Here is a 25,454-nt window from a genome sequence, read left to right as displayed (position 1 = left end):
CACTGGACTAGCATGAGGAATCAGGAGGGTGGCGTGACAGCGCCTCTACCAGGCATCGGTACCCTCTGACCGGTGACCGACGCCGGGCTTTACCCCACCGGGCAAGATTTCAAATTCAGCGAGGAGCGAACCGCGTGACCGCCGAGACGTCCGTGCCGTCCAGTGCGCTGCTGACCGCAGACCGTGACGGTTCCAACTACACCGCGCGGCACCTGCTCGTCCTCGAAGGGCTCGAAGCCGTCCGCAAGCGCCCCGGCATGTACATCGGGTCCACCGACAGCCGTGGCCTGATGCACTGCCTCTGGGAGATCATCGACAACTCCGTCGACGAGGCCCTCGGCGGCTACTGCGACCACATCGACGTCATCCTCCACGACGACGGCTCCGTCGAGGTCCGCGACAACGGCCGGGGCATCCCCGTCGACGTCGAGCCCAAGACCGGCCTGTCGGGCGTCGAGGTCGTCATGACCAAGCTCCACGCCGGCGGAAAGTTCGGCGGCGGCTCGTACGCGGCCTCCGGCGGCCTGCACGGCGTCGGCGCCTCCGTGGTGAACGCGCTCTCCGCCCGGCTCGACGTCGAGGTCGACCGCAACGGCTCCACCCACGGCATCAGCTTCCGCCGCGGTGTCCCCGGCATCTTCACCGAGCAGGGCCCCGACAGCCCCTTCGACCCGGCCGGCGGCCTCCGCAAGACCAAGCGCGTCCCCAAGACGCGCACCGGCACCCGCGTGCGGTACTGGGCGGACCGCCAGATCTTCCTCAAGGACGCCAAGCTCTCCCTGGAGACGCTGCACCAGCGCGCCCGCCAGACCGCCTTCCTCGTCCCCGGCCTCACCATCGTCGTCCGCGACGAGCGCGACCTGGACGGCGTGGGCAAGAGCGAGGAGATGTTCCGCTTCGACGGCGGCATCAGCGAGTTCTGCGAGTTCCTCGCCCAGGACAAGGCCGTCTGCGACGTGCTCCGCCTCACCGGGCAGGGCACCTTCAAGGAGACCGTCCCGGTCCTCGACGACCGCGGCCACATGACTCCCACCGAGGTCACCCGCGAGCTCGGCGTCGACGTCGCCCTGCGCTGGGGCACCGGGTACGACACCACGGTCCGCTCCTTCGTCAACATCATCGCCACGCCCAAGGGCGGCACCCACGTCTCCGGCTTCGAGCAGGCGATCACCAAGACGGTCAACGAGGTGCTGCGCGCCACCAAGATGCTGCGCGTGGCCGAGGACGACATCGTCAAGGACGACGCCCTCGAGGGCCTCACGGCCGTCGTGACCGTCCGCCTCGCCGAGCCGCAGTTCGAGGGCCAGACCAAGGAGGTGCTGGGCACCTCGGCGGCCCGCCGGATCGTCGCCAACGTGGTGGCCAAGGAGCTGAAGGCCTTCCTGACCTCCACCAAGCGCGACGCCAAGGCCCAGGCCCGCGCCGTCCTGGAGAAGGCCGTCGCCGCCGCCCGTACCCGGATCGCGGCCCGCCAGCACAAGGAGGCGCAGCGCAGGAAGACCGCCCTGGAGTCCTCCTCGCTGCCCGCCAAGCTCGCCGACTGCCGCAGCGACGACGTCGAGCGCAGCGAGCTCTTCATCGTCGAGGGAGACTCCGCGCTCGGCACCGCCAAGCTCGCCCGCAACAGCGAGTTCCAGGCCCTCCTGCCGATCCGCGGCAAGATCCTCAACGTCCAGAAGTCCTCCGTCTCGGACATGCTCAAGAACGCCGAGTGCGGAGCGATCATCCAGGTCATAGGAGCGGGCTCGGGCCGCACCTTCGACATCGACGCCGCCCGGTACGGGAAGGTCATCATGATGACCGACGCCGATGTCGACGGCTCCCACATCCGTACGCTGCTGCTGACCCTGTTCCAGCGCTACATGAGGCCCATGGTCGAGCAGGGCCGCGTCTTCGCCGCCGTGCCGCCGCTGCACCGCATCGAGCTGGTCCAGCCCAAGAAGGGCCAGGACAAGTACGTCTACACGTACTCGGACAACGAGCTCCGGCAGACGCTGCTGGAGTTCCAGCGCAAGGGCGTCCGCTACAAGGACTCCATCCAGCGCTACAAGGGCCTCGGCGAGATGGACGCGGACCAGCTGGCGGAGACCACCATGGACCCGCGCCACCGCACCCTGCGCCGGATCAACATCGGCGACCTGGAGGCGGCCGAGCAGGTCTTCGACCTGCTCATGGGCAACGACGTGGCACCCCGCAAGGAGTTCATCACCAGCTCCGCGGCGACCCTCGACCGCTCCCGCATCGACGCCTGACGGCCTCGGGGACCCACGCCCGACGCCTCCCGCGGCCGCCGTGCGCCCTCGGAGCACCGCGGCACCGCACACCACCCTGACCGGCCCCCGATATGCCTATCGGACGGGCCGGTCAGGCGCATCCGGGATCGCATCACCTAATGGGGTGAAGAGGGGCGGGAGAAGAGTCCGGGATCTTCCCGCTCTGTCCATCCTTGGGCACGCGGCCGAAACGGTTCGCTGACAAGGAGAGTTCACCGGTGGAGAAGCAGGAAGGGCGCGACCCCGCGGCGGTGGGGATCGACGACCCCTGGTACGACGAGCTGGCCGCCGGCTGGGGCGAGCACGACGGCGACGGGACCGAGGGCGAAGGGCCCGTCGGCCACGAGCAGGGCGGCGGCGAACTCGACGGCGCCGTGTCCGGCCGGACCATCACGGCGGCCCCGCACCTCTCCGGGACCGTGCCCCGGCAGCAGGCCGCCGACAGCGCCGCCGACATCTACCTGGAGGTCCAGCGCAGCCCCGCCTTCCAGGAGGTGCGCGGCCGCTACCGCCGCTTCGTCTTCCCGGCCGCCCTCGCCTTCCTCCTCTGGTACCTGGCGTACGTCGTCGCGGCGACCGCAGCCCCCGGCCTCATGGCCCGCCCCGTCGCCGGGGCGGTCAACGTCGCCATGCTCGCCGGACTCGGCCAGTTCGCCACCACCTTCCTGCTGACCTGGGCCTACGCCCGGCACGCGCGGCTGCACCGGGACCGGGCCGCCCTCGAACTGCGCTGGGACACCCAGGAGATGACCCGGGGGGTGCGGCGGTGACCGGAGACCACCAGACCCTCGCGCTGCTGCTGTTCAGCGCGTTCATCGCGGTCACCCTGGGGATCACCACCTGGGTCAGCCGCAACCGGCACGGCTCCGCCGAGGAGTTCTACGCCGGAGGCCGGCTGTTCTCACCGATGGAGAACGGCTTCGCCATCGCGGGCGACTACATGTCCGCCGCCTCCTTCCTCGGCATCTCCGGCCTCATCGCCCTCTTCGGCTACGACGGCATGCTCTACTCCGTCGGATTCCTCGTCGCCTGGCTGGTCGTGCTCCTGCTCGTCGCCGAACTCGTCCGCAACTGCGGCCGTTTCACCCTCGCCGACGTCGTCGCCTCCCGGATGGCCGAGCGTCCGGTCCGGATCGCCGCCGGAACGTCCTCCGTCACCGTGTCCGTGCTGTACCTGGTCGCCCAGATGGTCGGCGCCGGCAGCCTCGTCGCCCTGCTGCTCGGCGGCACCAGCGAAGCCGCCCGCTCCTGGACGGTGATCGGCGTCGGCGCGCTGATGGTCGTCTACGTGTCGCTCGGCGGCATGCGGGCCACCACCTGGATCCAGATCGTCAAGGCCGTGCTCCTCATGGCCGGCACGATCACCCTCACCCTGCTCGTGCTGGCCCGCTTCCATGGGGACTTCGACCAGCTGCTCACCACCGCGGCGGAACGCAGCGGCCACGGCCGGGACTTCCTCGCCCCCGGCCTGCGCTACGGCGGCGACTGGACCGCCCGCGCCGACTTCATCAGCCTCGGCATCGCCCTCGTCCTCGGCACGGCCGGACTCCCGCACATCCTGTCCCGCTTCTACACCGTGCCCACCGCCCGCGCGGCCCGGCGGTCCGTCGTCTGGGCCATCGGGCTCATCGGCGGCTTCTATCTGATGACGATCGTGCTCGGCTTCGGCGCGGCTGCCCTGGTCGGTCCCGACGCCGTCCGCGCCTCCAACAGCGCCGGCAACACCGCCGTGCCGTTGCTCGCCCTCGACCTCGGCGGCGGAGCGGGCTCCACCGGCGGCACGGTCCTCTTCGCCGTCGTCGCCGCCGTCGCCTTCGCCACCATCCTGGCCGTCGTCGCCGGCATCACGCTCGCCTCCTCCGCCTCCGTCGCCCACGACCTGTACGCCTCCCTGCGCCGCGGCCACGGCAAGCGGTACAGCGAGGTGACCGTCGCCCGGCTCGCCGCCGCGGGGATCGGCGTGGCCGCCATCGGCCTGGGCCTGCTGGCGCGGGACCTCAACGTGGCCTTCCTCGTCGGCCTCGCGTTCGCGGTCGCCGCCTCCGCGAACCTTCCCGTGCTGCTCTACTCGCTGTTCTGGCGCCGATTCACCACGCGCGGAGCGGTCTGGTCGGTCTACGGAGGACTCGTCCCCGCCGTTCTGCTGGTGGTGGTCTCGCCGGTCGTCTCCGGCAGCCCCGACGCCCTCTTCCCCGGCGTCGACTTCCAGCTCTTCCCGCTGCAGAACCCGGGTCTGGTGTCCATCCCGCTCGGCTTCCTCGCGGGCTGGCTCGGCACCGTCACCTCGCCCGAGCCGCCCGACGAGGCCCGGCACGCCGAGACCGAGGTACGGGCGCTGACGGGGGCGGGCGCGGTGTGACGGGAGCGTGCGGGAGGGCGTCGGGGACGAGCAGAGGGCGGTGAGTTCGGCGAGGGCGGTGAGGTCGAGCGGGAGGCCGAGGACGGGGCGGCGCGGGAGGATCCGCCGCCGGGTCAGCCCGCGGGCGAGCTCACCCAGGCGTACCGGTGCTCGGGGCGGCCCGTCTCGCCGTACTTGAGCGACAGCCGCACCCGGCCGGCCCGCTCCAGCAGCTTGAGATAGCGCTGGGCGGTCTGCCGGCTGACCCCCGCCCGCTCGGCGATCTCCTGTGCCGACAGCGGCCCGTCCGCCCCGAGCAGCACCTGGCGCACCAGCTCCGCCGTCGTGGGCGAGTGTCCCTTCGGCAGGTCCGGCTCCGCCGAGCCGGCCGACAACGCGCCGAAGATCCGGTCCACCTCGGCCTGCTCCGCCTCGCCGCCCTCGTCGAGGGTGCGCCGCAGCGCCGCGTACGCCTCCAGCTTGGCGCGCAACCCGGCGAAGCCGAACGGCTTCACCAGGTACTGCAACGCCCCGTGCCGCATCGCGGCCTGCACGGTCGCGACGTCGCGGGCCGCGGTCACCATGATCACGTCGCAGGGCCGGCCGAGGGCGCGCAGTTCCCGGACGACCGCGAGGCCGTTGCCGTCCGGCAGGTAGTGGTCGAGCAGCACCAGGTCCACCGGCGGCGCCGCCTCCGCGAGCCGGGCCAGGGCCTCGGCAGCCGAGTGGGCGACCCCGACCACCCGGAACTCCGGCACCTTGGCCACGTAGGCGGCGTTGACCCGCGCGACCCGGACGTCGTCGTCGACCACGAGGACGCCGATCACCGTGCCTCCTCCGCGTCCACCGGGGCGAGATCGTCGTCCGCCGCACTCAGTGCCTCCGGCAGGACCACGGTGAACTCCGCCCCGCCGTCCGCGCCCGTCCCCACCCGGGCGCTGCCGCCCCGGCGTTCCGCGAGCCGGCGCACCAGAGGGAGTCCCAGGCCGCGCTTGCCGTGCGCGGGCGGCTCCTTGGTGCTCCAGCCCTCGGTGAAGATCAGCTCACGGCGCTCCTCCGGCACGCCCGGACCGCTGTCCGTGACGCGCAGCACGACCGTGCGGCCCTCGGCCCGCAGATCCACCTCCACGCGCGCGTGGAGGGTGCCGGAGGCGGCGTCCAGGGCGTTGTCGACCAGGTTGCCGACCACCGTGACCAGCTCGCGCGGATCGACGAGCCGGTCGGGGAGCAGCGAGCCGGGCGCGATGCGCAGCGAGACGCCCCGCTCGGCGGCGACGGTGGCCTTGCCGACCAGGAGCGCGGCGACCAACGGGTCGTGGACCTTCTCGGTGACCTGCTCGGCGGTGGCGCGGTGCACGCCGACCACCTCGGTGACGAAGGCGGCCGCGTCCTCGTACATCTCCAGTTCCAGCAGGCCGAGAAGGGTGTGCAGCCGGTTCGCGTGCTCGTGGTCCTGCGCGCGCAGGGCGTCGATGAGGCCGCGCGTGGAATCGAGCTCCCGGCCGAGCCGCTCCAGTTCGGTGCGGTCGCGCAGGGTGGCGACGGCGCCGCCGTCGTCCGTCGGCATCCGGTTGGCGATGAGCACCCGGCTGCCCCGCACGGTCACCAGGTCCTCGCCGGTTGCCCGGCCGGCGAGCACGTCGGCGGTGCGGCCCGCGCCGAGGACCTCGTCGAGCGGGCGTCCGGTGGCCTCGGGGCCCAGTTGGAGCAGCCGCTGCGCCTCGTCGTTCATGAGCCGGATCCTTCCGGCGCGGTCGAGGGCCACCACGCCCTCGCGGATGCCGTGCAGCATCGCCTCGCGCTCGGCGAGCAGCGCCGAGATGTCGGAGAAGGCCAGGTCGTGGGTCTGCCGCTGCAGACGGCGGGAGATCAGATACGCGGCGAGCGCGCCCGCGGCGAGGGCGCCGCCGGCGTAGCGGAGGAGCCCGGGGATCGCGGCGACGAGCCGGTCGCGGACGCTGTCGTACTCGATGCCCACGGACACCGCGCCGACGATCTCCCCGTTCCTGTCCCGCAGCGGGGCCTTGCCCCGGGCGGAGCGGCCCAGGGTGCCGCTGTCGATCTCCATCACCTCGCGGCCCGCGAGCACGTCGCTCGGGTCGGTGGAGACGCGTCCGCCGATGCGGGCCGGGTCGGTGTGCGACCAGCGCACCCCGTGCGTGTCCATGACCACCACGTACTCGGCGCCCGTCGTACGCCGGATCCGCTCCGCCTCCGCCTGCACCGGCCCGGTGGCCGACGGATGGGTGGACAGCAGGTCGCCGGCCACCCGCGGTGAGGCGGTGGTCTGCGCGATGGCCAGGGCACGGCGCATGGCCTGGTCGTCGAGCTGGGCGCTGAGCGGGGCGAGGAACAGGCCCGTGGCGAGCACCGTCACACCGGTCGCGACGGCCAGCTGCATCAGCAGGACCTGCGAGAACACCCGCTGGGGCCACCCGAACCCGCGCCGGCGGACGGGCGGCCGCGCGGGGGAGGGGGGTGCGGGACTCATGGCGAAAACGGTACGGGGAGGAGGGCACCGACCGGAAATGTCGCCGCCCTGACCACGGGCGCGGTCTGCCTATCCTGGATCTTCGCCGGCGCGGCCACCGCCCGTGGCGGCGACACCCGCACACATCGACACAGCGACACAGCGAGACCCGCACACAGCGGCACAGCGGCACAGCGGCACAGCCGCTCAGCGACGAACCGACGTATCGACCCACCGACGGCCCGGAGGCTTGACCCGTGACCACCCAGCAGATCCCCGTCGTCGTCCTGGCCGGGTTTCTCGGGGCGGGGAAGACGACCCTGCTCAACCACCTGCTGCGCAGCGCGCGCGGGACGCGGATCGGGGTCATGGTCAACGACTTCGGCGACATCGGCATCGACGCCATGACCGTCGCCGGGCAGGTGGGATCCACCGTCTCCCTCGGCAACGGCTGCCTGTGCTGCGCCGTGGACGCCAGCGAACTCGACGAGTACCTGGAGGTGCTGACCCGCCCCGAGCTCCGCCTCGACGTGATCGTGATCGAGGCCAGCGGACTCGCCGAGCCGCAGGAGCTCGTCCGCATGGTGCTGGCCAGCGACAACGAGCGGATCGTGTACGGCGGGCTGATCGAGGTGGTCGACGCCGCCGAGTTCGCGGCCACCCGGTCCCGCCACCCGGAGACCGACCGCCACCTCGCCGCCGCCGACCTCGTCGTCGTCAACAAGACCGACCGGGTGCCGCCGGAGCAGCTCCGTACCGTACGGGAGACCGTCACGGGCCTCGCGGGACGGGCGGCCGTGGTCGAGGCCGTCCAGGGCCGCGTCGACCCGGAACTGCTCTTCGACCGCGTCGTCCCGGAGGACGAGATCACCGGCCAGATGTCGATCGAGGACGTTCTGTACGGCTCCGGGGAGGACGACCACGCCCACCCGCACGCGGCCTACGAGACCGTCTCGCTGGCGACCTCCACCCCGCTCCACCCGCGCCGCCTGATGGCCTTCCTCGACTCGCGCCCCGAGGGCCTCTACCGCATCAAGGGCTTCGTCGACTTCGGCACCGCCGATCCCGCCAACCGCTACGGCGTGCACGCCGTCGGCCGCTTCCTGCGCTTCTACCCCGAGCCCTGGCCCGCCGGCGAGGAACGCCTCACCCAGCTCGTCCTGATCGGCTCCGGCACCGACACGGCCGCCCTCCGCAAGGAGCTCGCCGCCTGCGAACAGAACGGCCCGCAGGACACCCCCGACGAGCACAGCATGTGGGGAGTGCTCCGGTACGTGCCCGGCACCGAGGACGAACCGGAGCCCGACGCCTCCTGAAGCCCCCGAAGGGCCGTCGCCTCAGCCGGCGGCGTCCGCGTGCTCCACCGCGTCGTCGGCGATGCTCTTGCCCGTCTCCGCGGCGACCCGCGCCAGCAGCGCGGCCTTCCGGGCGGCGAAGAACGCCGGGAAGTCGTCCGTCGCCATGTGCTCGGGAGCGGCGAGATGGGACCGGATGTGGCTCTGCACCTGCTCCGCCGTGGTCTCCGCGCTCCTCGCGAGCTTCACCAGGTAGTCGGACGGTGCGTTGCCGCCGATGATCCGGTTGGTGCGGGCGGTCAGCGGGGTCTTGTTGACGATCGAGTTGTACAGGTCCGGGTCCTGCCGCTCCGCGTGGCACCACGCCTTGGGGAAGATGTGGTGGATGTCGATCGACTCGTCGAAGTACCCGGTGATCTCGGCCTTCTCCCCGGTGCGCCAGTCCATGGCCCCGGCCTTGAGGAGCAGTGCGTAGATGCCCTTGTACGCGGCGCTGTTACGGGTCCGCAGGGTCAGCAGCCGGCCCGGGGCGAACTGGGCCGCCTCCACGGTCCTCGGCTCGCCGGAGGTGCCCCGGATCCAGCCGACGACGTCCGGCAGGTCGTGGCTGAACCGGGTCTCCGTCGAGCCTCCGTAGAGCTCGCCGAAGACCCCGCACCAGTACCAGCGCGCGAGCTTGGACTGCGCCCCGGCGCTCTGCGCGTCCTGTCCCGCCTGCGCCAGGATCGCGGCGAGCGGGATGAGCTGGGTGCCGTACGGCAGGAACCTGGTGTCGAACACGTACTGCTGGCGCAGGAACTTGGCCGCGCCCTTGAACCCCTGGACGACGAGCGGCGCGAAGCGCACGTACTCGTCGAGGGAGAGCTCCAGCATGTCCTTGCGCTTGCAGCCGATGCGCGGACGGCGCTCTTCCGGTACGCCGTCCGCGACCGCCTCCTCGTGCCGCGCGGCGGTCGCGAGCAGCGTCACCGACTGGAGGAAGTCGGTGTTCGACACGTCCTTCAGGATCCGGTACTCCGGTGCCTCCCAGGCGGCCTTCACCTCTTCCTTCCAGTGCCGCCTGAGGTCGAACTCGTCCGCCGCGAACGTGGCCGTGAGCAGCTCGAAGACGGTGAGGGAGACGCCGCCCGTGTTGACGTTCTCGAAGACCTGGCAGACGGCCTGGCGGGCGGTGTTCTTGCCGAGGGAGATCACGGGCATCTGATAGCGGTCGAAGCGCCGGACGAACTCCTCGTCGAAGTCCCTCCAGAAGCGCAGCTTCTCCTTGTCGAAGTCCCAGAAGTCCTGGTAGCCCGACTCCCAGTCGCGGGGGTTCATGACGTACCGCAGCGGGAAGAGGTCCGCCCCGTACTCCTTCTCAGGGGTCGAGTAGTCCTCCAGCACCTCGCCGCGGAAGTTCCGCACGATCCTGTCCTTCGGCAGGAACCGGATGGCGTCCTCACGGTCGGTCTGTCCGTCCAGGACCGCGCGCATGTCGGCGTAGAACCAGCCCGACACCCGCTGCTTGCGCACGTCCTGGGTCTCCACCGGCCGTCCGAGCCGGATCGACTGGAAGAGCGAGGTGAGCCGCTGCTGCCCGTCGAGGACCAGCGTCTCCGGCTCCGTACCCGGGGGAGGGGTGGCGCCCTCGATGGGGCGGTGCTTGAAGCGGACGTCACCGCCGGACTGCAGCGTCATGACCGTGCCGACCGGGAAACCCTGGGAGACGGAGGCGAGCAGCGCGGTGATGTTCGGATGCGGCCACACCCAGCCCCGCTGGAACTCGGGCAGCTGCGCCCTGCCGTCCTCGACCTGCCGCAGCAGGTCCCGCAGCGGGCGCTTGTCGATGCTGAATGCTTCGTCCGTCAACGCGGCCTTCCTCTGCTCGGCACAGGATCCGCCGGGCGGACCCGGCAGATCTCCGGGCCGAGGCTATCGGGCCTCCGAGCGGCGCGTCCGGCGTTTGCGCAGGTCGGTACGGTGCGAGAACGACGTGACCCCCGCCGGGCGCGGCCGTTCGGCCGGGTACGACGGGGGTCGGCTGTCCGGTGCGGGCGTCAGGAAGCCGGGGGGGCCCGCCACCACGTCGACCGGCTTCGCGAGCGGCGTGCCCGAGCCGTCGCGGCGCGGGTCGGGCTCGGGGAGGTCGACCGGGGTGCCGTTCTTCTGGGCGGCGCGGGCCGGGGTCGCGCCCGCCCAGGCGAGGAGCAGGACGTCCTCGCCCTTCAGGAAGCGCTGGCAGCGGACGCCGCCGGTCGCGCGGCCCTTGCGCGGGTACTGGTCGAAGGGGGTGAGCTTGGCCGAGGTCGGCGCCGCCCCGGTGAGCGTGCCCGAAGAACCGGCCACCGTGAAGACGACCGCGTCCGCCGCCGGGTCCACCGCGGTGAAGGAGATCACCTCGGCGCCCGCCGACAGCTTGATGCCGGCCATGCCGCCGGCCGGCCGGCCCTGCGGCCGCACCTGGGAGGCCGGATAGCGCAGCAGCTGGGCGTCGGAGGTGATGAAGACCAGGTCCTCCTCGCCCGTGCGCAGCTCGGTCGCGCCGACGATCCGGTCGCCGTCCTTGAGGGTGATGACCTCCAGCTCTTCCTTGTTCGCCGGGTAGTCCGGCACCACGCGCTTCACCACGCCCTGCAGCGTGCCGATCGCCAGGCCGTGGGAAGCCTCCTCCAGCGTGGTGAGGCAGACCACCGTCTCGTCCGCCTCCAGGGAGACGAACTCGGCCAGCGGCGCACCGCCCGCCAGCGTGGGCGCGTTCGCCGTGTCCGGCAGCTGCGGCAGGTCGATGACCGCGACCCGCAACAGCCGGCCCGCCGAGGTCACGACGCCGATGTCACCGCGCTGGGTCGCCGCGACCGCGGAGACGATCACGTCGTGCTTGGCGCGCTTGCCGTCCTGCACGGCCGGGAGCTGCTCGGTGACCGTGCGGGCCAGCAGTCCGGTCGACGACAGCAGCACCCGGCAGGGGTCGTCGGCGACCTCCAGGGAGACCGCCGTCACCGGCGCGCCCGCCGACTCCAGGAGCACCGTGCGCCGCTCGGTGGCGAACTTCTTCGCGACCGCCGCCAGCTCCGCCGAGACCAGCTTGCGCAGCTCCGCGTCGGACTCCAGGATCCCGGTCAGCTCGTCGATCTCGCCGTTGAGGCGGTCGCGCTCGCTCTCCAGCTCGATCCGGTCGAACTTGGTCAGCCGGCGCAGCGGGGTGTCCAGGATGTACTGCGTCTGGATCTCGCTCAGCGAGAAGCGCTCCATCAGGCGCTCCTTGGCCTCCGCCGAGTTCTCGCTCTGCCGGATCAGCCGGATGACCTCGTCGATGTCGAGGAGCGCGACGAGCAGGCCCTCCACCAGGTGGAGCCGGTCGCGCTTCTTGCTCCGCCGGAACTCCGAACGCCGCCGGACGACGTCGAAGCGGTGGTCGAGGTAGACCTCCAGGAGCTCCTTCAGGCCGAGCGTGAGCGGCTGGCCGTCGACCAGCGCCACGTTGTTGATGCCGAACGACTCCTCCATCGGCGTCAGCTTGTAGAGCTGCTCCAGGACCGCCTCGGGCACGAAGCCGTTCTTCACCTCGATGACCAGGCGCAGGCCGTGGTTGCGGTCGGTGAGGTCCTTGACGTCGGCGATGCCCTGGAGCTTCTTGGAGCCCACCAGGTCCTTGATCTTGGCGATGACCTTCTCGGGGCCGACCGTGAACGGCAGCTCGGTGACGACGATGCCCTTGCGGCGCGCCGTCACGTTCTCCACGGTGGCCGTCGCACGGATCTTGAAGGTGCCGCGGCCCGTCTCGTAGGCGTCCTTGATGCCGGACAGGCCGACGATCCGGCCGCCCGTGGGCAGGTCGGGACCCGGCACGAAGCGCATCAGCGCCTCCAGGTCCGCGTTCGGGTGCCGGATCAGGTGGCGGGCCGCCGCGACGACCTCGCCCAGGTTGTGCGGGGGCATGTTGGTGGCCATGCCGACCGCGATGCCCGAGGCGCCGTTGACCAGCAGGTTCGGGTACGCGGCGGGAAGCGCCACCGGCTCGCGCTCCTGGCCGTCGTAGTTCGGCGCGAAGTCGACGGTGTCCTCGTCGATGGACTCCGTCATGAGCAGCGCGGCCGGGGCCATCCGCGACTCCGTGTACCGCATGGCGGCCGGCGGGTCGTCGTTGCCGAGGGAGCCGAAGTTGCCGTGGCCGTCCACGAGCGGCAGCCGCATGGAGAAGGGCTGCGCCATGCGGACCATCGCGTCGTAGATCGACGCGTCGCCGTGCGGGTGCAGCTTGCCCATGACCTCGCCGACGACCCGGGCGCACTTGACGAAACCGCGGTCGGGCCGCAGCCCCATCTCGTTCATCTGGTAGACGATGCGCCGCTGCACGGGCTTCATGCCGTCGCGGGCGTCGGGCAGCGCGCGGGAGTAGATGACCGAGTACGCGTACTCGAGGAAGGAGCCCTGCATCTCGTCAACGACGTCGATGTCGAGGATTCGCTCCTCGAACGCGTCGTCCGGCGGCGGTGTCTTCGTGCTGCGGCGGGCCATCGCGGCTGCGGCTCCTTCACCAACAAGGTTGATCTGACGCGGACCATTGTGGACCGTGCCACCGACAACGCCGACCGCGACCCGGAAGAGGGACATCCCCGGCGGGCGGGAACTTCGCCAGGTGTCGGCGCGCTTGCATACAGTGGCAGGACTTTTCCACATCGCGATCGAAGGGACGTACATGCCCATGGGTCACACGGCCACGGCCGAGACCGGCTCCGGCGGCCTGACAGCGACCGAGCACCGGCTGTCCAACGGCCTGCGCGTGGTGCTCTCCGAGGACCACCTGACCCCGGTCGCCGCGGTCTGCCTCTGGTACGACGTCGGCTCGCGCCACGAGGTGAAGGGCCGCACCGGCCTCGCCCACCTCTTCGAGCACCTGATGTTCCAGGGCTCGAAGCAGGTCCACGGCAACGGCCACTTCGAGCTGGTGCAGGGCGCCGGAGGCTCGCTCAACGGCACGACGAGCTTCGAGCGCACCAACTACTTCGAGACCATGCCCGCCCACCAGCTGGAGCTCGCGCTGTGGCTGGAGGCGGACCGCATGGGCTCGCTGCTCGCCGCCCTCGACGACGAGTCCATGGAGAACCAGCGGGACGTCGTCAAGAACGAGCGCCGCCAGCGCTACGACAACGTGCCCTACGGCACCGCCTTCGAGCGGCTGACCGCCCTCGCGTACCCCGAGGGCCACCCGTACCACCACACGCCGATCGGCTCGATGGCCGACCTGGACGCCGCCACCCTGGAAGACGCCCGGAACTTCTTCCGCACCTATTACGCGCCGAACAACGCGGTGCTCTCGGTCGTCGGCGACATCGACCCGGAGCAGACCCTCGCCTGGGTGGAGAAGTACTTCGGCTCCATCCCCGGCCACGACGGCAAGCCCGAGCCGCGCGACGGCTCGCTGCCCGACGTCATCGGCGGACAGCTGCGCGAGGTCGTCGAGGAGGAGGTCCCGGCCCGCGCGCTGATGGCCGCCTACCGGCTCCCGCACGACGGCACGCGCGCGTGCGACGCGGCCGACCTCGCCCTGACCATCCTCGGCGGCGGCGAGTCCTCCCGCCTCCACAACCGCCTGGTCCGCCGCGACCGCACCGCCGTCGCCGCCGGCTTCGGCCTGCTGCGCCTCGCCGGCGCGCCGTCGCTGGGCTGGCTGGACGTCAAGACCTCCGGCGGCGTCGAGGTGCCGCGGATCGAGGCCGCCGTCGACGAGGAGCTCGCCCGCTTCGCCGCCGACGGCCCGACGCCCGAGGAGATGGAGCGCGCCCAGGCCCAGTTGGAGCGCGAGTGGCTGGACCGGCTCGGCACGGTCGCGGGCCGCGCCGACGAACTGTGCCGGTACGCCGTGCTCTTCGGCGACCCGCAGCTCGCCCTGACAGCCGTGAACCGGGTCCTCGACGTCACCGCCGACGAGGTGCGCGAGGTCGCCGCGGCCCGGCTGCGCCCGGACAACCGCGCCGTCCTGGTCTACGAGCCGGTGTCCGGCGAACAGAGCGACAGCGACGAGGAAGAGGGAGCGGACCAGTGACCGACGCTGCCGCGTCTTTGACGAGCATGACCTTCCACCCGCAGCCCCGGCCGGGCGAGGCCAAGCCCTGGGCGTTCCCCGCCCCGGAGCGCGGCGCGCTCGACAACGGCCTGACCGTGCTGCGCTGCCACCGCCCCGGACAGCAGGTGGTGGCCGTCGAGATCGTCCTCGACGCCCCGCTGGACGCCGAGCCCGAGGGCCTCGACGGCGTCGCCACGATCATGGCGCGGGCCCTGTCTGAGGGCACCGACCAGCACAGCGCCGAGGAGTTCGCCGCCGAGCTCGAGCGCTGCGGCGCCACCCTCGACGCGCACGCCGACCACCCCGGCGTACGGGTCTCCCTGGAGGTCCCGGTCTCCCGGCTGCCCAAGGCGCTCGGCCTGCTCTCCGAGGCCCTGATCGCCCCGGCCTTCGCCGAGAGCGAGATCGAGCGCCTGGTGCGCAACCGGCTCGACGAGATCCCCCACGAGACGGCCAACCCCGCCCGCCGCGCCGCCAAGCAGCTCTCCAAGGAGCTGTTCCCGGCCTCCTCCCGGATGTCCCGGCCGCGCCAGGGCACCGAGGAGACGGTCGGCGCGATCGACGCCGCCGCCGTCCGCGCCTTCTTCGACGCGCACGTGCGGCCGGCCGCGGCCACCGCCGTGGTCGTCGGCGACCTCACCGGCGTCGACCTGGACAAGGTCCTCGACGAGACCCTGGGCGCCTGGACGGGCGCGCCGGCCGCGCCCCGGCCCATGCCGCCCATCACGGCCGACGACACCGGCCGGGTCGTCGTCGTGGACCGCCCGGGCGCCGTCCAGACGCAGCTGCTCATCGGCCGCGTCGGCGCCGACCGCCACGACCGCGTCTGGCCGGCCCAGGTGCTCGGCACGTACTGCCTCGGCGGCACCCTCACCTCCCGCCTGGACCGCGTGCTGCGCGAGGAGAAGGGATACACCTACGGGGTGCGGGCCTTCGGCCAGGTGCTGCGTTCCGACGGCGAGGGCAACGGCGCCTCGATGCTCGCCATCAGCGGCTCCGTCGACACCCCCAACACCGGTCCGGCGCTGGAGGACCTGTGGAAGGTGCTGCGCACCCTCGCCGCCGAGGGACTGACCGACGCCGAGCGGGACGTCGCCGTGCAGAACCTGGTGGGAGTCGCCCCGCTCAAGTACGAGACGGCCGCCTCCGTGGCGGGCACCCTCGCCGACCAGGTCGAGCAGCACCTCCCGGACGACTACCAGGCGCAGTTGTACGCGCGCCTGGCAGAGACGGGCACGGTGGAGGCGACCGCGGCCGTGGTCAACGCCTTCCCGGTGGACCGGCTCGTGACGGTGCTCGTCGGTGACGCGTCGAAGATCGCGGAGCCGGTACGGGCGCTCGGCATCGGCGAAGTGACCGTCGTCACCGGCTGATTGAGCCGCCGTCACGCACGACGGAGGACCCCTGCGACCTGGTTCGCCGGGGTCCTCTCGTATGTCCGTATTGTCGTCAAGCATGCCTGAATGACCTGTGGCATGTCTTACAAACGAGCGAGTCTGTTTGCCGATTGACTGAAGATCCGCCTAGCGTCGACCCGGCTGTCCGGCCGTTGCACCACGCCGCATCCGCGGCAACGGACAGTCATCGCCGAGTCCCCGCAAGGCGCGAGCCTGGGGAGCCGGGGACCCGCACGCAGTCCCTGGGGTGAATCGGACGCCTTCGCTCAGCGCGGAGGGGCCCGTAGGAGACCTTCCTGCTCCGAACCCGTCAGCTAACCCGGTAGGCGAGAGGGAAGGAAAGGATCAGCCACTACATGGCGTTCACCCGTGCCACCGGGAAGCATCGTGGTCCGAGCCGTCTGGCGCGCCGCAGCGCCGGCATCGCCGGCGTGGCGACGCTCGCCACCACCGGCGTCATCGGCACCCTCGCCTCCCCGGCGTTCGCCGCCGACACGGAGGAGCCCTCTCCCGAGGACACCGGCCTCACCCAGGTGATCACCGAGGAGTCCCTCGCCGAGCGGGTCGACGCCCAGGCCGCCGCCCAGGAGGAGGAGGCCTACGAGGCCGCCGCCCGCGTCAAGGCCGCCGCCGAGGCGAAGCGCAAGGCCGAGGCCCGCGCCAAGGAGGCCCGTGCCGCCAAGGAGCGCGCCGCCCGCGAGGCCGAGCGCAAGCGCCTGAACTCCTTCCAGCTCCCCGTCGCCGGCACGTACGTGTCCACCGGCTACAAGACCGGTGGCTCGCTCTGGTCCTCCGGCAGCCACTCCGGCATCGACTTCCACGCCTCCTACGGCAGCAAGGTCGTCTCCGTCGGCTCCGGCACCGTCGTCGAGGCCGGCTGGGGCGGCGCGTACGGCAACAACATCGTCATCCGGATGCACGACGGCACGTACACCCAGTACGGCCACCTCTCGGCGATCAACGTCTACGTCGGCCAGAAGGTCACCCCCGGCGAGCAGATCGGCGTCTCCGGCTCGTCCGGCAACTCCACCGGCCCGCACCTCCACTTCGAGGCGCGCACCAGCGCCGAGTACGGCTCGGACATCAACCCGATCTCCTACCTCCGCGCCCGCGGCGTGAACGTCTGATCCGACGGACCCGCAGACGCGCCCACGACCGGCGCGACCCGTGCGACAGAAAAAGGCCCCGGCTCCCGCGAGCCGGGGCCTTTTCTGTGCGGAATTGACGGGCGGCATCGGAAATTCCGCCGTCCTGCAATAGAGTCGCCGGAACAAGAGCCGCTCGATGGGGTTTCGCGCGGATCAACGGGGAGGTCGGACATGCGCATTCCCGCGCACTCGGTATGCACGGCGATCCGGGACGACATCGTCACCGGAACGTTCGAGCGGGGCGCCCGGCTGACGGAGGAACAGCTCGCCCGCCGCTACGGGGTCTCCCGCGTCCCGGTCCGCGAGGCCCTGCGCACCCTGGAGTCCGAGGGCTTCGTGGTCACCCGCCGCCATGCCGGCGCCCAGGTCGCCGAGCCCACCGAGCAGGAGGCGGCCGACCTGCTCGAGATGCGGTCCCTGCTCGAACCGCTGGGCGCCGCCCGGGCCGCGCAGCGGCGCACCGACGCCCACCTCAAGGTGCTGCGCGGCCTGGTCAGACTGGGGCAGGAGCGGGCCAGGGGCGGCCAGGGCGAGGACCTGGCCTCGCTGGGCGGCTGGTTCCACGAGACCCTGGCGCAGGCGTCCGGCAGCCCGCCGCTCACGGCGCTGCTCACCCAGCTGCGGCACAAGATCGCCTGGATGTACGCGGTCGAGCCGGCGGTCCGGCCCGTGGAGGCGTGGGCCGAGCACGGGGCCATCGTCGACGCCGTGGCGCGCGGGGACGCCGAGCGGGCCCGGGCGCTGACCGCGCTGCACGTGGAGCACGCACTGCCGCAGCACCGGCTGAAACGGCCGGAGCGGCCGCGTGTGAGGGTTTCGCAACATGTCGTCAACATCGCCGGCCGGGGGAATTAACACGGACGCCGTATACAAAGAGGGAGCGAATTCAGGGGATTGTCTCGCTCTGCCCGCCGCTCCTCTTTATCCGCCTATTCCCATGACCGCCGTGTATTCCCCCGCGGTCGTGCAATGGTCCCCGGCGGCGATCTGCCGACAACCGTGATTCCCGGTCCGGAAAAGAGGAGGCCGCGTCCGCCGGCATTCCGGCGGACGCGGCTCTCGTGATCCGTCGTCGGGGAGGAGACGGGTCAGACGGTCTCGGGAAGCTCCTCGAGACCCTCGGCGACCAGCTTCGCCAGGCGGTCGAGCGCGGCCTCGGCGCCGTCGGCGTCCGAAGCGAGCACGATCTCCTCGCCGCCCTGGGCACCCAGGCCGAGCACCGCGAGCATGGACGCGGCGTTCACCGGGTTGCCGTCGGCCTTGGCGATCGTCACGGGGACGCCGGCGGCCGTGGCGGCACGGACGAAGATGGAGGCGGGGCGGGCGTGCAGGCCCTCGGCCCAGCCGACGTTGACGCGGCGCTCAGCCATGGTGGTTGCCCTTCAACTTTCAGCGGTTGTCTAGACCAGTCTCTCACGCGTGGCGACGTGCTCTCGTACCGAGCTTCGACCCCGGCCGGGACCGCCGTTCGGCCTTCCCTACCTTGCACGGAGCGCACCTGCCGCGCGACCGGTGCCACTGTCGGACCCCGGCCGTACGCTTGCCCCATGCAGAGCGCGTCGGAACAGTCGGAGCAGCCGGAACACGCGTATCCCGACCACTGGGAAGCGGACGTGGTCCTCCGCGACGGCGGCACCGCACGCATCAGGCCCATCACCGCCGAGGACGCCGACCGGCTGGTCAGCTTCTACGAGCAGGTCTCGGACGAGTCCAAGTACTACCGCTTCTTCGCGCCCTACCCGCGCCTGTCCGCCAAGGACGTCCACCGCTTCACCCACCACGACTTCGTGGACCGGGTGGGACTCGCGGCGACCGTCGGCGGCGACTTCATCGCCACCGTCCGCTACGACCGCATCAACGAGCAGGGCCGCCCCGCCTCCGCCCCCGCCGACGAGGCCGAGGTCGCCTTCCTGGTGCAGGACGCCCACCAGGGACGGGGGGTCGCCTCCGCCCTCCTCGAACACATCGCGGCGGTCGCCCGCGAGCGCGGGATCCGGCGGTTCGCCGCCGAGGTGCTGCCCGCCAACACCAAGATGATCAAGGTCTTCACGGACGCCGGCTACACCCAGAAGCGCAGCTTCGAGGACGGCTCCGTCCGCCTCCACCTCGACCTGGAGCCCACCGACCGCTCCCTCGCCGTCCAGCGCGCCCGTGAACAGCGCGCCGAGGCCCGCTCCGTGCAACGGCTCCTCGCCCCCCGCTCCGTCGCGGTGATCGGCGCCGGCCGCGCCCCCGGTGGAGTCGGGCGGACCGTGCTGCGCAACCTCCTCGACTGCGGCTACACCGGCCGCGTCCACGCGGTGAACGCCGCACTGGGGGAGGGGCGGCACGAACTGGAGGGCGTCCCCGCCTTCCGCTCCGTCGCCGACATCGGCGAGCCCGTCGACCTCGCCGTCGTCGCCGTTCCCGCCGAGCGCGTCCCCGAAGCCGTCGCGGACTGCGGCGAACACGGGGTGCGCGGACTGGTCGTGCTCTCGGCCGGATACGCGGAGAGCGGGGCCGAGGGCCGCGAACGCCAGCGCGCCCTGGTGCGCCAGGCCCGCTCGTACGGGATGCGGATCATCGGACCCAACGCCTTCGGGATCATCAATACGGCCGAGTCCGTACGGCTGAACGCCTCGCTCGCCCCCCAGATGCCGACCGCCGGACGGATCGGGCTCTTCACCCAGTCCGGCGCCATCGGCATCGCGCTCCTCGCCGGACTGCACCGGCGCGGCGCGGGACTCTCCTCCTTCCTCTCGGCCGGCAACCGCGCCGACGTCTCCGGCAACGACCTCCTCCAGCACTGGTACGACGACCCCGCCACCGACGTCGTCCTGCTCTACCTGGAGTCGATCGGCAACCCCCGGAAGTTCACCCGGCTCGCCCGCCGGACGGCCGCCGTCAAGCCGGTCGTGGTCGTCAAGGGCGCGCGGCACAGCGGCAGCGCCCCGCCCGGCCACCGCGTCCCGGTCACCCGCATCCCGCACGCCACCGTCTCCGCCCTGCTGCGCCAGGCGGGCGTCATCCGCGTCGACACCGTCACCGAACTCGTCGACGCGGGCCTCCTGCTCGCCGACCAGCCCCTGCCGGCGGGCCCGCGCGTCGCCATCCTCGGCAACTCCGAGTCCCTCGGGCTGCTCACCTACGACGCCTGCCTCACCGAGGGCCTGCGGCCGCTGCGTCCCCTCGACCTGACCACCGGCGCCACTCCCGCCGACTTCCGCGCCGCGCTCACGGCCGCCCTCGCCGACGACGCCTGCGACGCCGTGGTCGTCACCGCCATCCCCTGGGTCGGCGAGAACGGCGCCACCGAGTCGGGCGACGGCGAGGTCCTGGCCACCGCCCTCCGCGCCGCCGTGGCCGCCGCCCCCGGCCCGGCCAAGCCGGTCGTCGTCGTCCACGTCGAGATGGGCGCCCTCGCCGAGGCCCTGTCCGCCGCCACCCGCACGCGCCCCGCGGGCCCGGCGGCCCCGCCCGCCCCCACGGGGGAGCGCCCGGCCGGCCTCACGGACCGCCCGGTCGGCCTCACGGACCGCCCGGCCGCCCTCGCGGACCGCCCGGCCGGCGCCACCGCGCCGAGGCCCCTGACCGAGGAGCCGCCCGCGCCCTCCGGGACCGCCTCCTCGGCACCCGCCTCCGCCGCCGGGGTGCCCGGCACTCACCCGGCCCCGCCCGCCTCCGCCGCGGCGGCACCCGCCTCCGGCTCGGGGACGGGCGGCCCCGCGACGTCCGACGTCGAACACCCGGAAGCGGCCGACCCGGCGCCCACCCGGGGCCCCATCCCCGCCTATCCCGCCGCCGAGCGGGCCGTGAGGGCCCTCGCCGAGGCCGTCCGCTACGGCCAGTGGCGCCGCCAGACCGCCACCGACCCCGGGCGGGTGCCCGAGTTCGACCACATCGACGAGGCCGGCGCCGCCGCCCTCATCGACCGGATCCTCGGCGCGCCCGCCGTCGACACGCGCGGCGTGACCCTCGGCACCGACGACACCCTCGCCCTGCTCGGGCGGTACGGGATCGAGGTCCTGCCCACCCTGCCCGCACCCACCCCCGACGAGGCCGTACGGGCCGCCGCCCGCCTCGGCTTCCCCGTCGCCCTCAAGACCACGGCCCCCCACCTGCGCCACCGCCCCGACCTCGGCGGCGTACGCCTCGACCTCGCGAGCGAGGAACAGCTCCGCACGGCCTACACCGAGCTCACCGACACCCTCGGCAAGCCCGAGGAACTCCAGCCGGTCGTGCAGGCCATGGTGCCCCGCGGCGTCGACACCGTCGTCCGCGCCGCCATCGACCCGGCCGTCGGCGCCGTCCTCTCCTTCGGTCTCGCCGGCGCCCCCTCCGAGCTCCTCGGCGACATGTCCCACCGGCTCGTCCCCGCCACCGACCGGGACGCGGCCGACCTCGTCCGCTCCATCCGCACCGCCCCGCTCCTCTTCGGCTGGCGCGGCTCCGCCCCCGTCGACACCCCCGCCCTCGAAGAACTGCTGCTGCGGGTCTCCCGGCTCGTCGACGACCACCCCGAGGTCGTCGCCATCTCCCTCGAACCCGTCGTCGTCGCCCGCCGCGGCCTCTCCGTCCTCGGCGCCACCGTCCGCCTCGCCCCGCCCCCGCCGCGCAGCGACCTCGGCCCGCGCCGCCTCCCGAGCTACCAGTGAGCGTGGGAAGGAGCACGCCGTGACCGAGCCGCCGAGCAGCGCCGGAGGGCCGGAGGGGCCCCCACCGCCCCGTAGGATGGAGCCCATGGCGAAGACCGGTACGACGACCCAGGGGCTGCGCGCGGCGATCGAGCGCAGCGGCTACTACCCGGCCCTCGTGGCCGAGGCGGTGGAGGCCGCCGTCGGCGGCGAGGCCGTCACGTCGTACGTGGTCCACCAGGAGACCACCTTCGACGCAAACGAGGTCCGCCGCCACGTCACCGTGCTCGTCCTGACGGCCAACCGCTTCATCGTCAGCCACACCGACGAGCAGGCCGCCGACAGCAGCTCCCCGACGCCGTACGCCACCACGTCCACCGAGTCCGTGAAGCTCGACCGGATCTCCTCGATCGTGGTCAGCCGGGTCGTCGCCAACCCCGAGTCGTACACCCCGGGCACCCTGCCCCGCGAGGTCGTCCTCACCATCGGCTGGGGCGCCGTCTCCCGGATCGACCTGGAGCCGGCCGCCTGCGGTGATCCGAACTGCGACGCCGACCACGGCTACACCGGCAACTCCACCGCCGACGACCTCAGCCTCCGGGTCAGCGACGCCGGCGACGGCCCCGACACCGTCCGGCAGACCCTGGCCTTCGCCCAGGCGCTGTCCGAGGCCACCGCGTCGACCCAGGCCGCCCGCTGATGGTCCTGCCCGTGGCTCTGACCGGGGGCTGGCCCGACGACCCGGTTCCGCTGGACCCCGCCTCCGCGCCGGTCCCCGCCTACGGCACCGGCTCCCTCGCCGACCTCCTGCCCACGCTCGTCGCCGGGCAGGGAGTGCCCGGCTTCGAGGCGCGCCTGACGGAGCTGGAGCCCGCCGACCGCAACTGCGTCTTCCTCATCGACGGGCTCGGCTGGGAGCAGATCAAGGCCCACCCGGACGAGGCGCCCTACCTCACCTCGCTGCTCGCCGGCTCCCTCGGCGGCACCGGTCGCCCCCTCACCGCCGGCTTCCCCGCCACCACCGCGACCTCCCTCGCCTCGGTCGGCACCGGACAGTTCCCCGGCACCCACGGCCTGCCGGGCTACACCGTGCGGAACCCGGACACCGGCGAGCTGATGAACCAGCTCCGCTGGAACCCCTGGACCTCGCCGCCGGTCTGGCAGCCGTACCCCACCGTCTTCCGGCTCGCCGACGAGGCCGGGATCCACACCGCCCAGGTGTCCTCGCCGGTCTTCCGGGACACCCCGCTCACCAAGATCGCGCTGAGCGGCGGAACGTTCCACGGACGGCTCTCCGGCGAGGAGCGCATGGACCTGGCCGCCGAGCAGCTCGCCGCCGGCGACCGCTCCCTGGTCTACACGTACTACAGCGAGCTCGACGGCGCCGGACACCGCTTCGGCATCGGATCCGACGCCTGGCGCGGCCAGCTGATGTTCGTCGACCGGCTCGTCCAGCGGCTCGCCGAACAGCTCCCGCCCCGCTCGGCCCTCTACGTCACCGCCGACCACGGCATGGTCGACATCCCGTTCGACGAGGACCACCGGATCGACTTCGACGAGGACTGGGAGCTGCGCGCCGGCGTCGCCCTCCTCGGCGGCGAGGGCCGGGCCCGCCACGTCTACGCCGTTCCCGGTGCCGAGGCGGACGTCCTCACCTGCTGGCGCGAGGTGCTCGGCGACCGCTTCTGGGTGGCGAGCCGCGACGAGGCCATCGGACTCGGCTGGTTCGGCGACCGGATCGACGAGCGGGTGTACGGACGGATCGGCGACGTGATCGCCGCCGCCGACGGCGACCTCGCCCTCACGGCCTCCGTCAACGAGCCCAACGAGTCCGCCATGGTGGGCATGCACGGGTCGATGACGCCGGCGGAGCAGCTGGTGCCGCTCCTCGAAGTCCGTACCTGACGCGTCCCGCCCGCTCCACGCCCGCGCCCCTGCCCCCCTCCCCCTCCGATCGCGAAAGGTCCTCGACCTCCCATGCCCGAGCTGGTGTTCTTCTCCGGAACGATGGACTGCGGAAAGAGCACCCTCGCTCTTCAGATCGAACACAACCGCTCCGCGCGGGGCCTCCAGGGCATGATCTTCACCAGGGACGACCGCGCGGGCAAGGGCAAGCTCTCCTCCCGCCTCGGGCTCGTCACCGACGCCGTCGAGGCCGCCGAGGGTTTCGACTTCTACGCGTACCTCGTCGCCCATCTGTCGAAGGGCGGACGTTGCGACTACGTCATCGCCGACGAGGCCCAGTTCCTCGCGCCCGAGCAGATCGACCAGCTCGCCCGGGTCGTCGACGACCTGGAACTCGACGTCTTCGCCTTCGGCATCACCACCGACTTCCGCTCCAAGCTGTTCCCCGGCTCCCAGCGGCTCGTCGAACTCGCCGACCGGGTCGAGGTCCTGCAGGTCGAGGCCCTGTGCTGGTGCGGCGCCCGCGCCACCCACAACGCGCGCACCGTCGGCGGCGAGATGGTCGTCGAGGGCGCGCAGGTCGTCGTCGGCGACGTGAACGCGGGGAACGAGATCGGCTACGAGGTGCTGTGCCGCCGGCACCACCGCAAGCGGATGACGAGCGCGACGGCGCGGGCGGCGGCGCTGTCGCCGGACGTCCTGCCGGTGAGCCTGGGCTGAGCCGGCCGACTGCGCCTGGCCGACCGGCCGAGCCGGCCGACTGAGCCTGGCCCGGGCCGCCGTCCGTCGTCCCCTACCCCCCACTACGCACTGTCCGTCGCCCGCCGTCCGGGCGGGCCCTCAGCCGGGCGTGGTGCGGAAGCGGCGCCGGTACTCCATCGGCGTCGTGTCGAGCCTGCGGCGGAACGCCCGTATCAGCGTGTCCGTGGTGCCGAACCCGCACAGGGTGGTGATCCGTTCGAGCGTGGCGTCGGTCGACTCCAGCTGCCGGCGGGCCATCTCCACGCGGGCCGACTCGATGTACGCGCTCGGGGTGGTGCCCAGCTCCGACTTGAAGATACGGGTGAGCTGGCGCTCGCTGATGTGGGCGCTCGCGGCGAGGTCCGCGAGGGTGAGGCGCTCACCGAGGTTCCGGTTGATGTAGTGGCGCAGGTCCTCCACCCGCCGGGTCGTCGAGACCGGTTCGAGGGGCACGCTGAACTGGCTCTGCCCGCTGGGCCGCTTCACGTACATCACCAGCTGACGGGCGATCCGCAGTGCCGTCGTCTCGCCGAAGTCGTCGGCGACGAGGGCCAGCGCCAGATCCAGACAGGAGCTGATGCCCGCGCCCGTCCACACGTCGCCGTCCCGGATGAAGATCGGGTCGGCGTCGACCTCCACCTCCGGATGCTCGGCGGCGAGCTGCTGGGCGGTCGACCAGTGGGTGGTGGCGCGCCTGCCGTCGAGCAGTCCGGCGGCGGCCAGGATGTGCGCCCCGACGCAGACGGACGTGACCCGCCGGGTCCGCTCGGCGAGGGACCGCACCCGGTCGACCACTTCGGGGTCGACCAGCGCGCGCACCCGGCGCCGCTCGTCGACCTCGACCGATCCGGGCACGAGGAGGGTGTCGACGGCCCGTGCGGCCAGCTCGTCGAAGGTGACGTCCGGCAGGACGCGCACACCGGCGGACGTGGTGACCGGAGCCATGGTCTCGGCGGCCAGGACGACCACGTAGCCCGGCGCCCCGTCCGTCTCGCGGCGCAGCAGGGCGAAGACCTCCGGCGGTCCCGTGACGTCGAGCAGATCGACGCCCTCGAAGAGGACGATGACGACGAGGCGTTCGGCGGGACCCATGATCCGCATCGTACGAGGACGGGCACCCGCTGTTCACCTGAGGTGCGCGCGGAGACCGCCTGCCGATGGGCCGGCCGTCGCCCGCTTCGGCGGTAATGCCGTCCTACGGCGATCACCGCAGAGCTCCTGGAGGACG

At 72.5% G+C, this 25,454-nt stretch carries 17 protein-coding genes, 1 pseudogene and 1 riboswitch; of the genes and pseudogenes, 12 read left to right on the top strand and 6 right to left on the bottom strand.

Translation table 11 applies throughout. From position 1 onward, the window contains the following. Nucleotides 1-134 precede the first annotated feature (134 nt). From ABD954_RS08050 to ABD954_RS08040, 3 genes are all read left to right on the top strand, one after another. The gene (locus ABD954_RS08050) at nucleotides 135-2,252 is read left to right on the top strand and encodes a DNA gyrase/topoisomerase IV subunit B (RefSeq protein ID WP_345485104.1); all 2,118 of its coding nucleotides are present in this window, start codon (nucleotides 135-137) and stop codon (nucleotides 2,250-2,252) included. Nucleotides 2,253-2,491: 239 nt separating this feature from the next. After that, entirely contained in the window at nucleotides 2,492-3,043 is a 552-nt protein-coding gene (locus ABD954_RS08045; RefSeq protein WP_345485103.1) for a DUF485 domain-containing protein, read from the top strand. Beyond that, a complete protein-coding gene (locus tag ABD954_RS08040) occupies nucleotides 3,040-4,632 on the top strand; it encodes a solute symporter family protein (RefSeq protein ID WP_345485102.1) in 1,593 nt (530 codons plus the stop codon). Before ABD954_RS08045 ends, ABD954_RS08040 begins: the two co-directional genes overlap by 4 nt. A 113-nt stretch (nucleotides 4,633-4,745) precedes the next feature. On the opposite strand, the gene ABD954_RS08035 is transcribed toward ABD954_RS08040, so the two are convergent. Further along, nucleotides 4,746-5,438, bottom strand: coding sequence for a DUF7342 family protein (locus ABD954_RS08035; RefSeq protein WP_345485101.1), 693 nt, complete (start codon nucleotides 5,436-5,438; stop codon nucleotides 4,746-4,748). Then, on the bottom strand, nucleotides 5,435-7,102 hold the full coding sequence (locus ABD954_RS08030; protein ID WP_345485100.1) for a sensor histidine kinase: 1,668 nt from the start codon (nucleotides 7,100-7,102) through the stop codon (nucleotides 5,435-5,437). Before ABD954_RS08030 ends, ABD954_RS08035 begins: the two co-directional genes overlap by 4 nt. Before the next feature lie 236 nt (nucleotides 7,103-7,338). Between ABD954_RS08030 and ABD954_RS08025 the strand changes: the two genes are divergently transcribed. Then, nucleotides 7,339-8,397 carry a CobW family GTP-binding protein gene (locus ABD954_RS08025; protein ID WP_345485099.1) on the top strand — a complete coding sequence of 353 codons (1,059 nt, stop codon included), beginning with the start codon at nucleotides 7,339-7,341 and terminating at the stop codon, nucleotides 8,395-8,397. Between the two features lie 21 nt (nucleotides 8,398-8,418). Here ABD954_RS08025 and ABD954_RS08020 read toward each other — a convergent pair whose 3' ends face one another. Together ABD954_RS08020 and ABD954_RS08015 are read right to left on the bottom strand one after the other, a co-directional pair. Continuing rightward, complete coding sequence (locus ABD954_RS08020; protein ID WP_345485098.1) at nucleotides 8,419-10,224, bottom strand: GmrSD restriction endonuclease domain-containing protein; 1,806 nt, start codon at nucleotides 10,222-10,224, stop codon at nucleotides 8,419-8,421. Between the two features lie 198 nt (nucleotides 10,225-10,422). After that, nucleotides 10,423-12,873: pseudogene (locus ABD954_RS08015) on the bottom strand (DNA gyrase/topoisomerase IV subunit A); the annotation flags it as partial. 181 nt (nucleotides 12,874-13,054) lie between these two features. Here ABD954_RS08015 and ABD954_RS08010 point away from each other — a divergent pair. From ABD954_RS08010 to ABD954_RS07995, 4 genes are all read left to right on the top strand, one after another. Continuing rightward, nucleotides 13,055-14,401, top strand: a complete 1,347-nt coding sequence (locus ABD954_RS08010) for a M16 family metallopeptidase (RefSeq protein ID WP_345485097.1) — start codon at nucleotides 13,055-13,057, stop codon at nucleotides 14,399-14,401. A gap of 26 nt (nucleotides 14,402-14,427) precedes the next feature. Further along, complete coding sequence (locus ABD954_RS08005) at nucleotides 14,428-15,795, top strand: M16 family metallopeptidase (protein WP_345492029.1); 1,368 nt, start codon at nucleotides 14,428-14,430, stop codon at nucleotides 15,793-15,795. A 202-nt stretch (nucleotides 15,796-15,997) separates the two neighbouring features. Then, a riboswitch (cyclic di-AMP (ydaO/yuaA leader) is annotated at nucleotides 15,998-16,163 on the top strand. Between the two features lie 12 nt (nucleotides 16,164-16,175). Further along, nucleotides 16,176-16,946: a M23 family metallopeptidase gene (locus ABD954_RS08000; protein ID WP_345485096.1), complete on the top strand. Its 771-nt coding sequence runs from the start codon at nucleotides 16,176-16,178 to the stop codon at nucleotides 16,944-16,946. 192 nt (nucleotides 16,947-17,138) lie between these two features. Beyond that, on the top strand, nucleotides 17,139-17,822 hold the full coding sequence (locus tag ABD954_RS07995; protein WP_345485095.1) for a GntR family transcriptional regulator: 684 nt from the start codon (nucleotides 17,139-17,141) through the stop codon (nucleotides 17,820-17,822). Between the two features lie 233 nt (nucleotides 17,823-18,055). Here ABD954_RS07995 and ABD954_RS07990 read toward each other — a convergent pair whose 3' ends face one another. Continuing rightward, nucleotides 18,056-18,337: an HPr family phosphocarrier protein gene (locus ABD954_RS07990; RefSeq protein ID WP_046910823.1), complete on the bottom strand. Its 282-nt coding sequence runs from the start codon at nucleotides 18,335-18,337 to the stop codon at nucleotides 18,056-18,058. 177 nt (nucleotides 18,338-18,514) lie between these two features. Between ABD954_RS07990 and ABD954_RS07985 the strand changes: the two genes are divergently transcribed. The 4 genes from ABD954_RS07985 to ABD954_RS07970 all read left to right on the top strand — a co-directional run bounded on the left by ABD954_RS07985 (nucleotide 18,515) and on the right by ABD954_RS07970 (nucleotide 24,205). After that, entirely contained in the window at nucleotides 18,515-21,601 is a 3,087-nt protein-coding gene (locus tag ABD954_RS07985; protein ID WP_345485094.1) for a bifunctional acetate--CoA ligase family protein/GNAT family N-acetyltransferase, read from the top strand. 85 nt (nucleotides 21,602-21,686) lie between these two features. Then, on the top strand, nucleotides 21,687-22,280 hold the full coding sequence (locus ABD954_RS07980) for a DUF5998 family protein (protein ID WP_345485093.1): 594 nt from the start codon (nucleotides 21,687-21,689) through the stop codon (nucleotides 22,278-22,280). Beyond that, a complete protein-coding gene (locus tag ABD954_RS07975) occupies nucleotides 22,280-23,485 on the top strand; it encodes an alkaline phosphatase family protein (protein ID WP_345485092.1) in 1,206 nt (401 codons plus the stop codon). The genes ABD954_RS07980 and ABD954_RS07975 overlap by 1 nt, the downstream gene beginning before the upstream one ends. A gap of 72 nt (nucleotides 23,486-23,557) precedes the next feature. Then, on the top strand, nucleotides 23,558-24,205 hold the full coding sequence (locus ABD954_RS07970; RefSeq protein WP_345485091.1) for a thymidine kinase: 648 nt from the start codon (nucleotides 23,558-23,560) through the stop codon (nucleotides 24,203-24,205). A gap of 120 nt (nucleotides 24,206-24,325) precedes the next feature. On the opposite strand, the gene ABD954_RS07965 is transcribed toward ABD954_RS07970, so the two are convergent. Continuing rightward, a complete protein-coding gene (locus ABD954_RS07965; protein ID WP_345485090.1) occupies nucleotides 24,326-25,318 on the bottom strand; it encodes a GlxA family transcriptional regulator in 993 nt (330 codons plus the stop codon). Between the last annotated feature and the right edge of the window lie 136 nt (nucleotides 25,319-25,454).

Origin of the sequence: Streptomyces roseoviridis, from assembly GCF_039535235.1 — a bacterium.
GTDB lineage: Bacteria > Actinomycetota > Actinomycetes > Streptomycetales > Streptomycetaceae > Streptomyces > Streptomyces roseoviridis.
The sequence above is the reverse complement of the archived record's forward strand: the minus strand, read 5'-3'. Positions and strand labels throughout refer to the sequence as shown.

What these genes read in the sequence shown, in the direction of transcription:
- ABD954_RS08030 (WP_345485100.1), bottom strand. Translation starts at nt 7,102, where the DNA reads ATGAGTCCCGCACCCCCCTCCCCCGCGCGGCCGCCCGTCCGCCGGCGC.
- ABD954_RS08010 (WP_345485097.1), top strand. Translation starts at nt 13,055, where the DNA reads ATGCCCATGGGTCACACGGCCACGGCCGAGACCGGCTCCGGCGGCCTG.
- ABD954_RS08005 (WP_345492029.1), top strand. Translation starts at nt 14,428, where the DNA reads ATGACCTTCCACCCGCAGCCCCGGCCGGGCGAGGCCAAGCCCTGGGCG.
- ABD954_RS08000 (WP_345485096.1), top strand. Translation starts at nt 16,176, where the DNA reads ATGGCGTTCACCCGTGCCACCGGGAAGCATCGTGGTCCGAGCCGTCTG.
- ABD954_RS07995 (WP_345485095.1), top strand. Translation starts at nt 17,139, where the DNA reads ATGCGCATTCCCGCGCACTCGGTATGCACGGCGATCCGGGACGACATC.
- ABD954_RS07990 (WP_046910823.1), bottom strand. Translation starts at nt 18,337, where the DNA reads ATGGCTGAGCGCCGCGTCAACGTCGGCTGGGCCGAGGGCCTGCACGCC.
- ABD954_RS07985 (WP_345485094.1), top strand. Translation starts at nt 18,515, where the DNA reads ATGCAGAGCGCGTCGGAACAGTCGGAGCAGCCGGAACACGCGTATCCC.
- ABD954_RS07980 (WP_345485093.1), top strand. Translation starts at nt 21,687, where the DNA reads ATGGCGAAGACCGGTACGACGACCCAGGGGCTGCGCGCGGCGATCGAG.
- ABD954_RS07975 (WP_345485092.1), top strand. Translation starts at nt 22,280, where the DNA reads ATGGTCCTGCCCGTGGCTCTGACCGGGGGCTGGCCCGACGACCCGGTT.
- ABD954_RS07970 (WP_345485091.1), top strand. Translation starts at nt 23,558, where the DNA reads ATGCCCGAGCTGGTGTTCTTCTCCGGAACGATGGACTGCGGAAAGAGC.
- ABD954_RS07965 (WP_345485090.1), bottom strand. Translation starts at nt 25,318, where the DNA reads ATGGGTCCCGCCGAACGCCTCGTCGTCATCGTCCTCTTCGAGGGCGTC.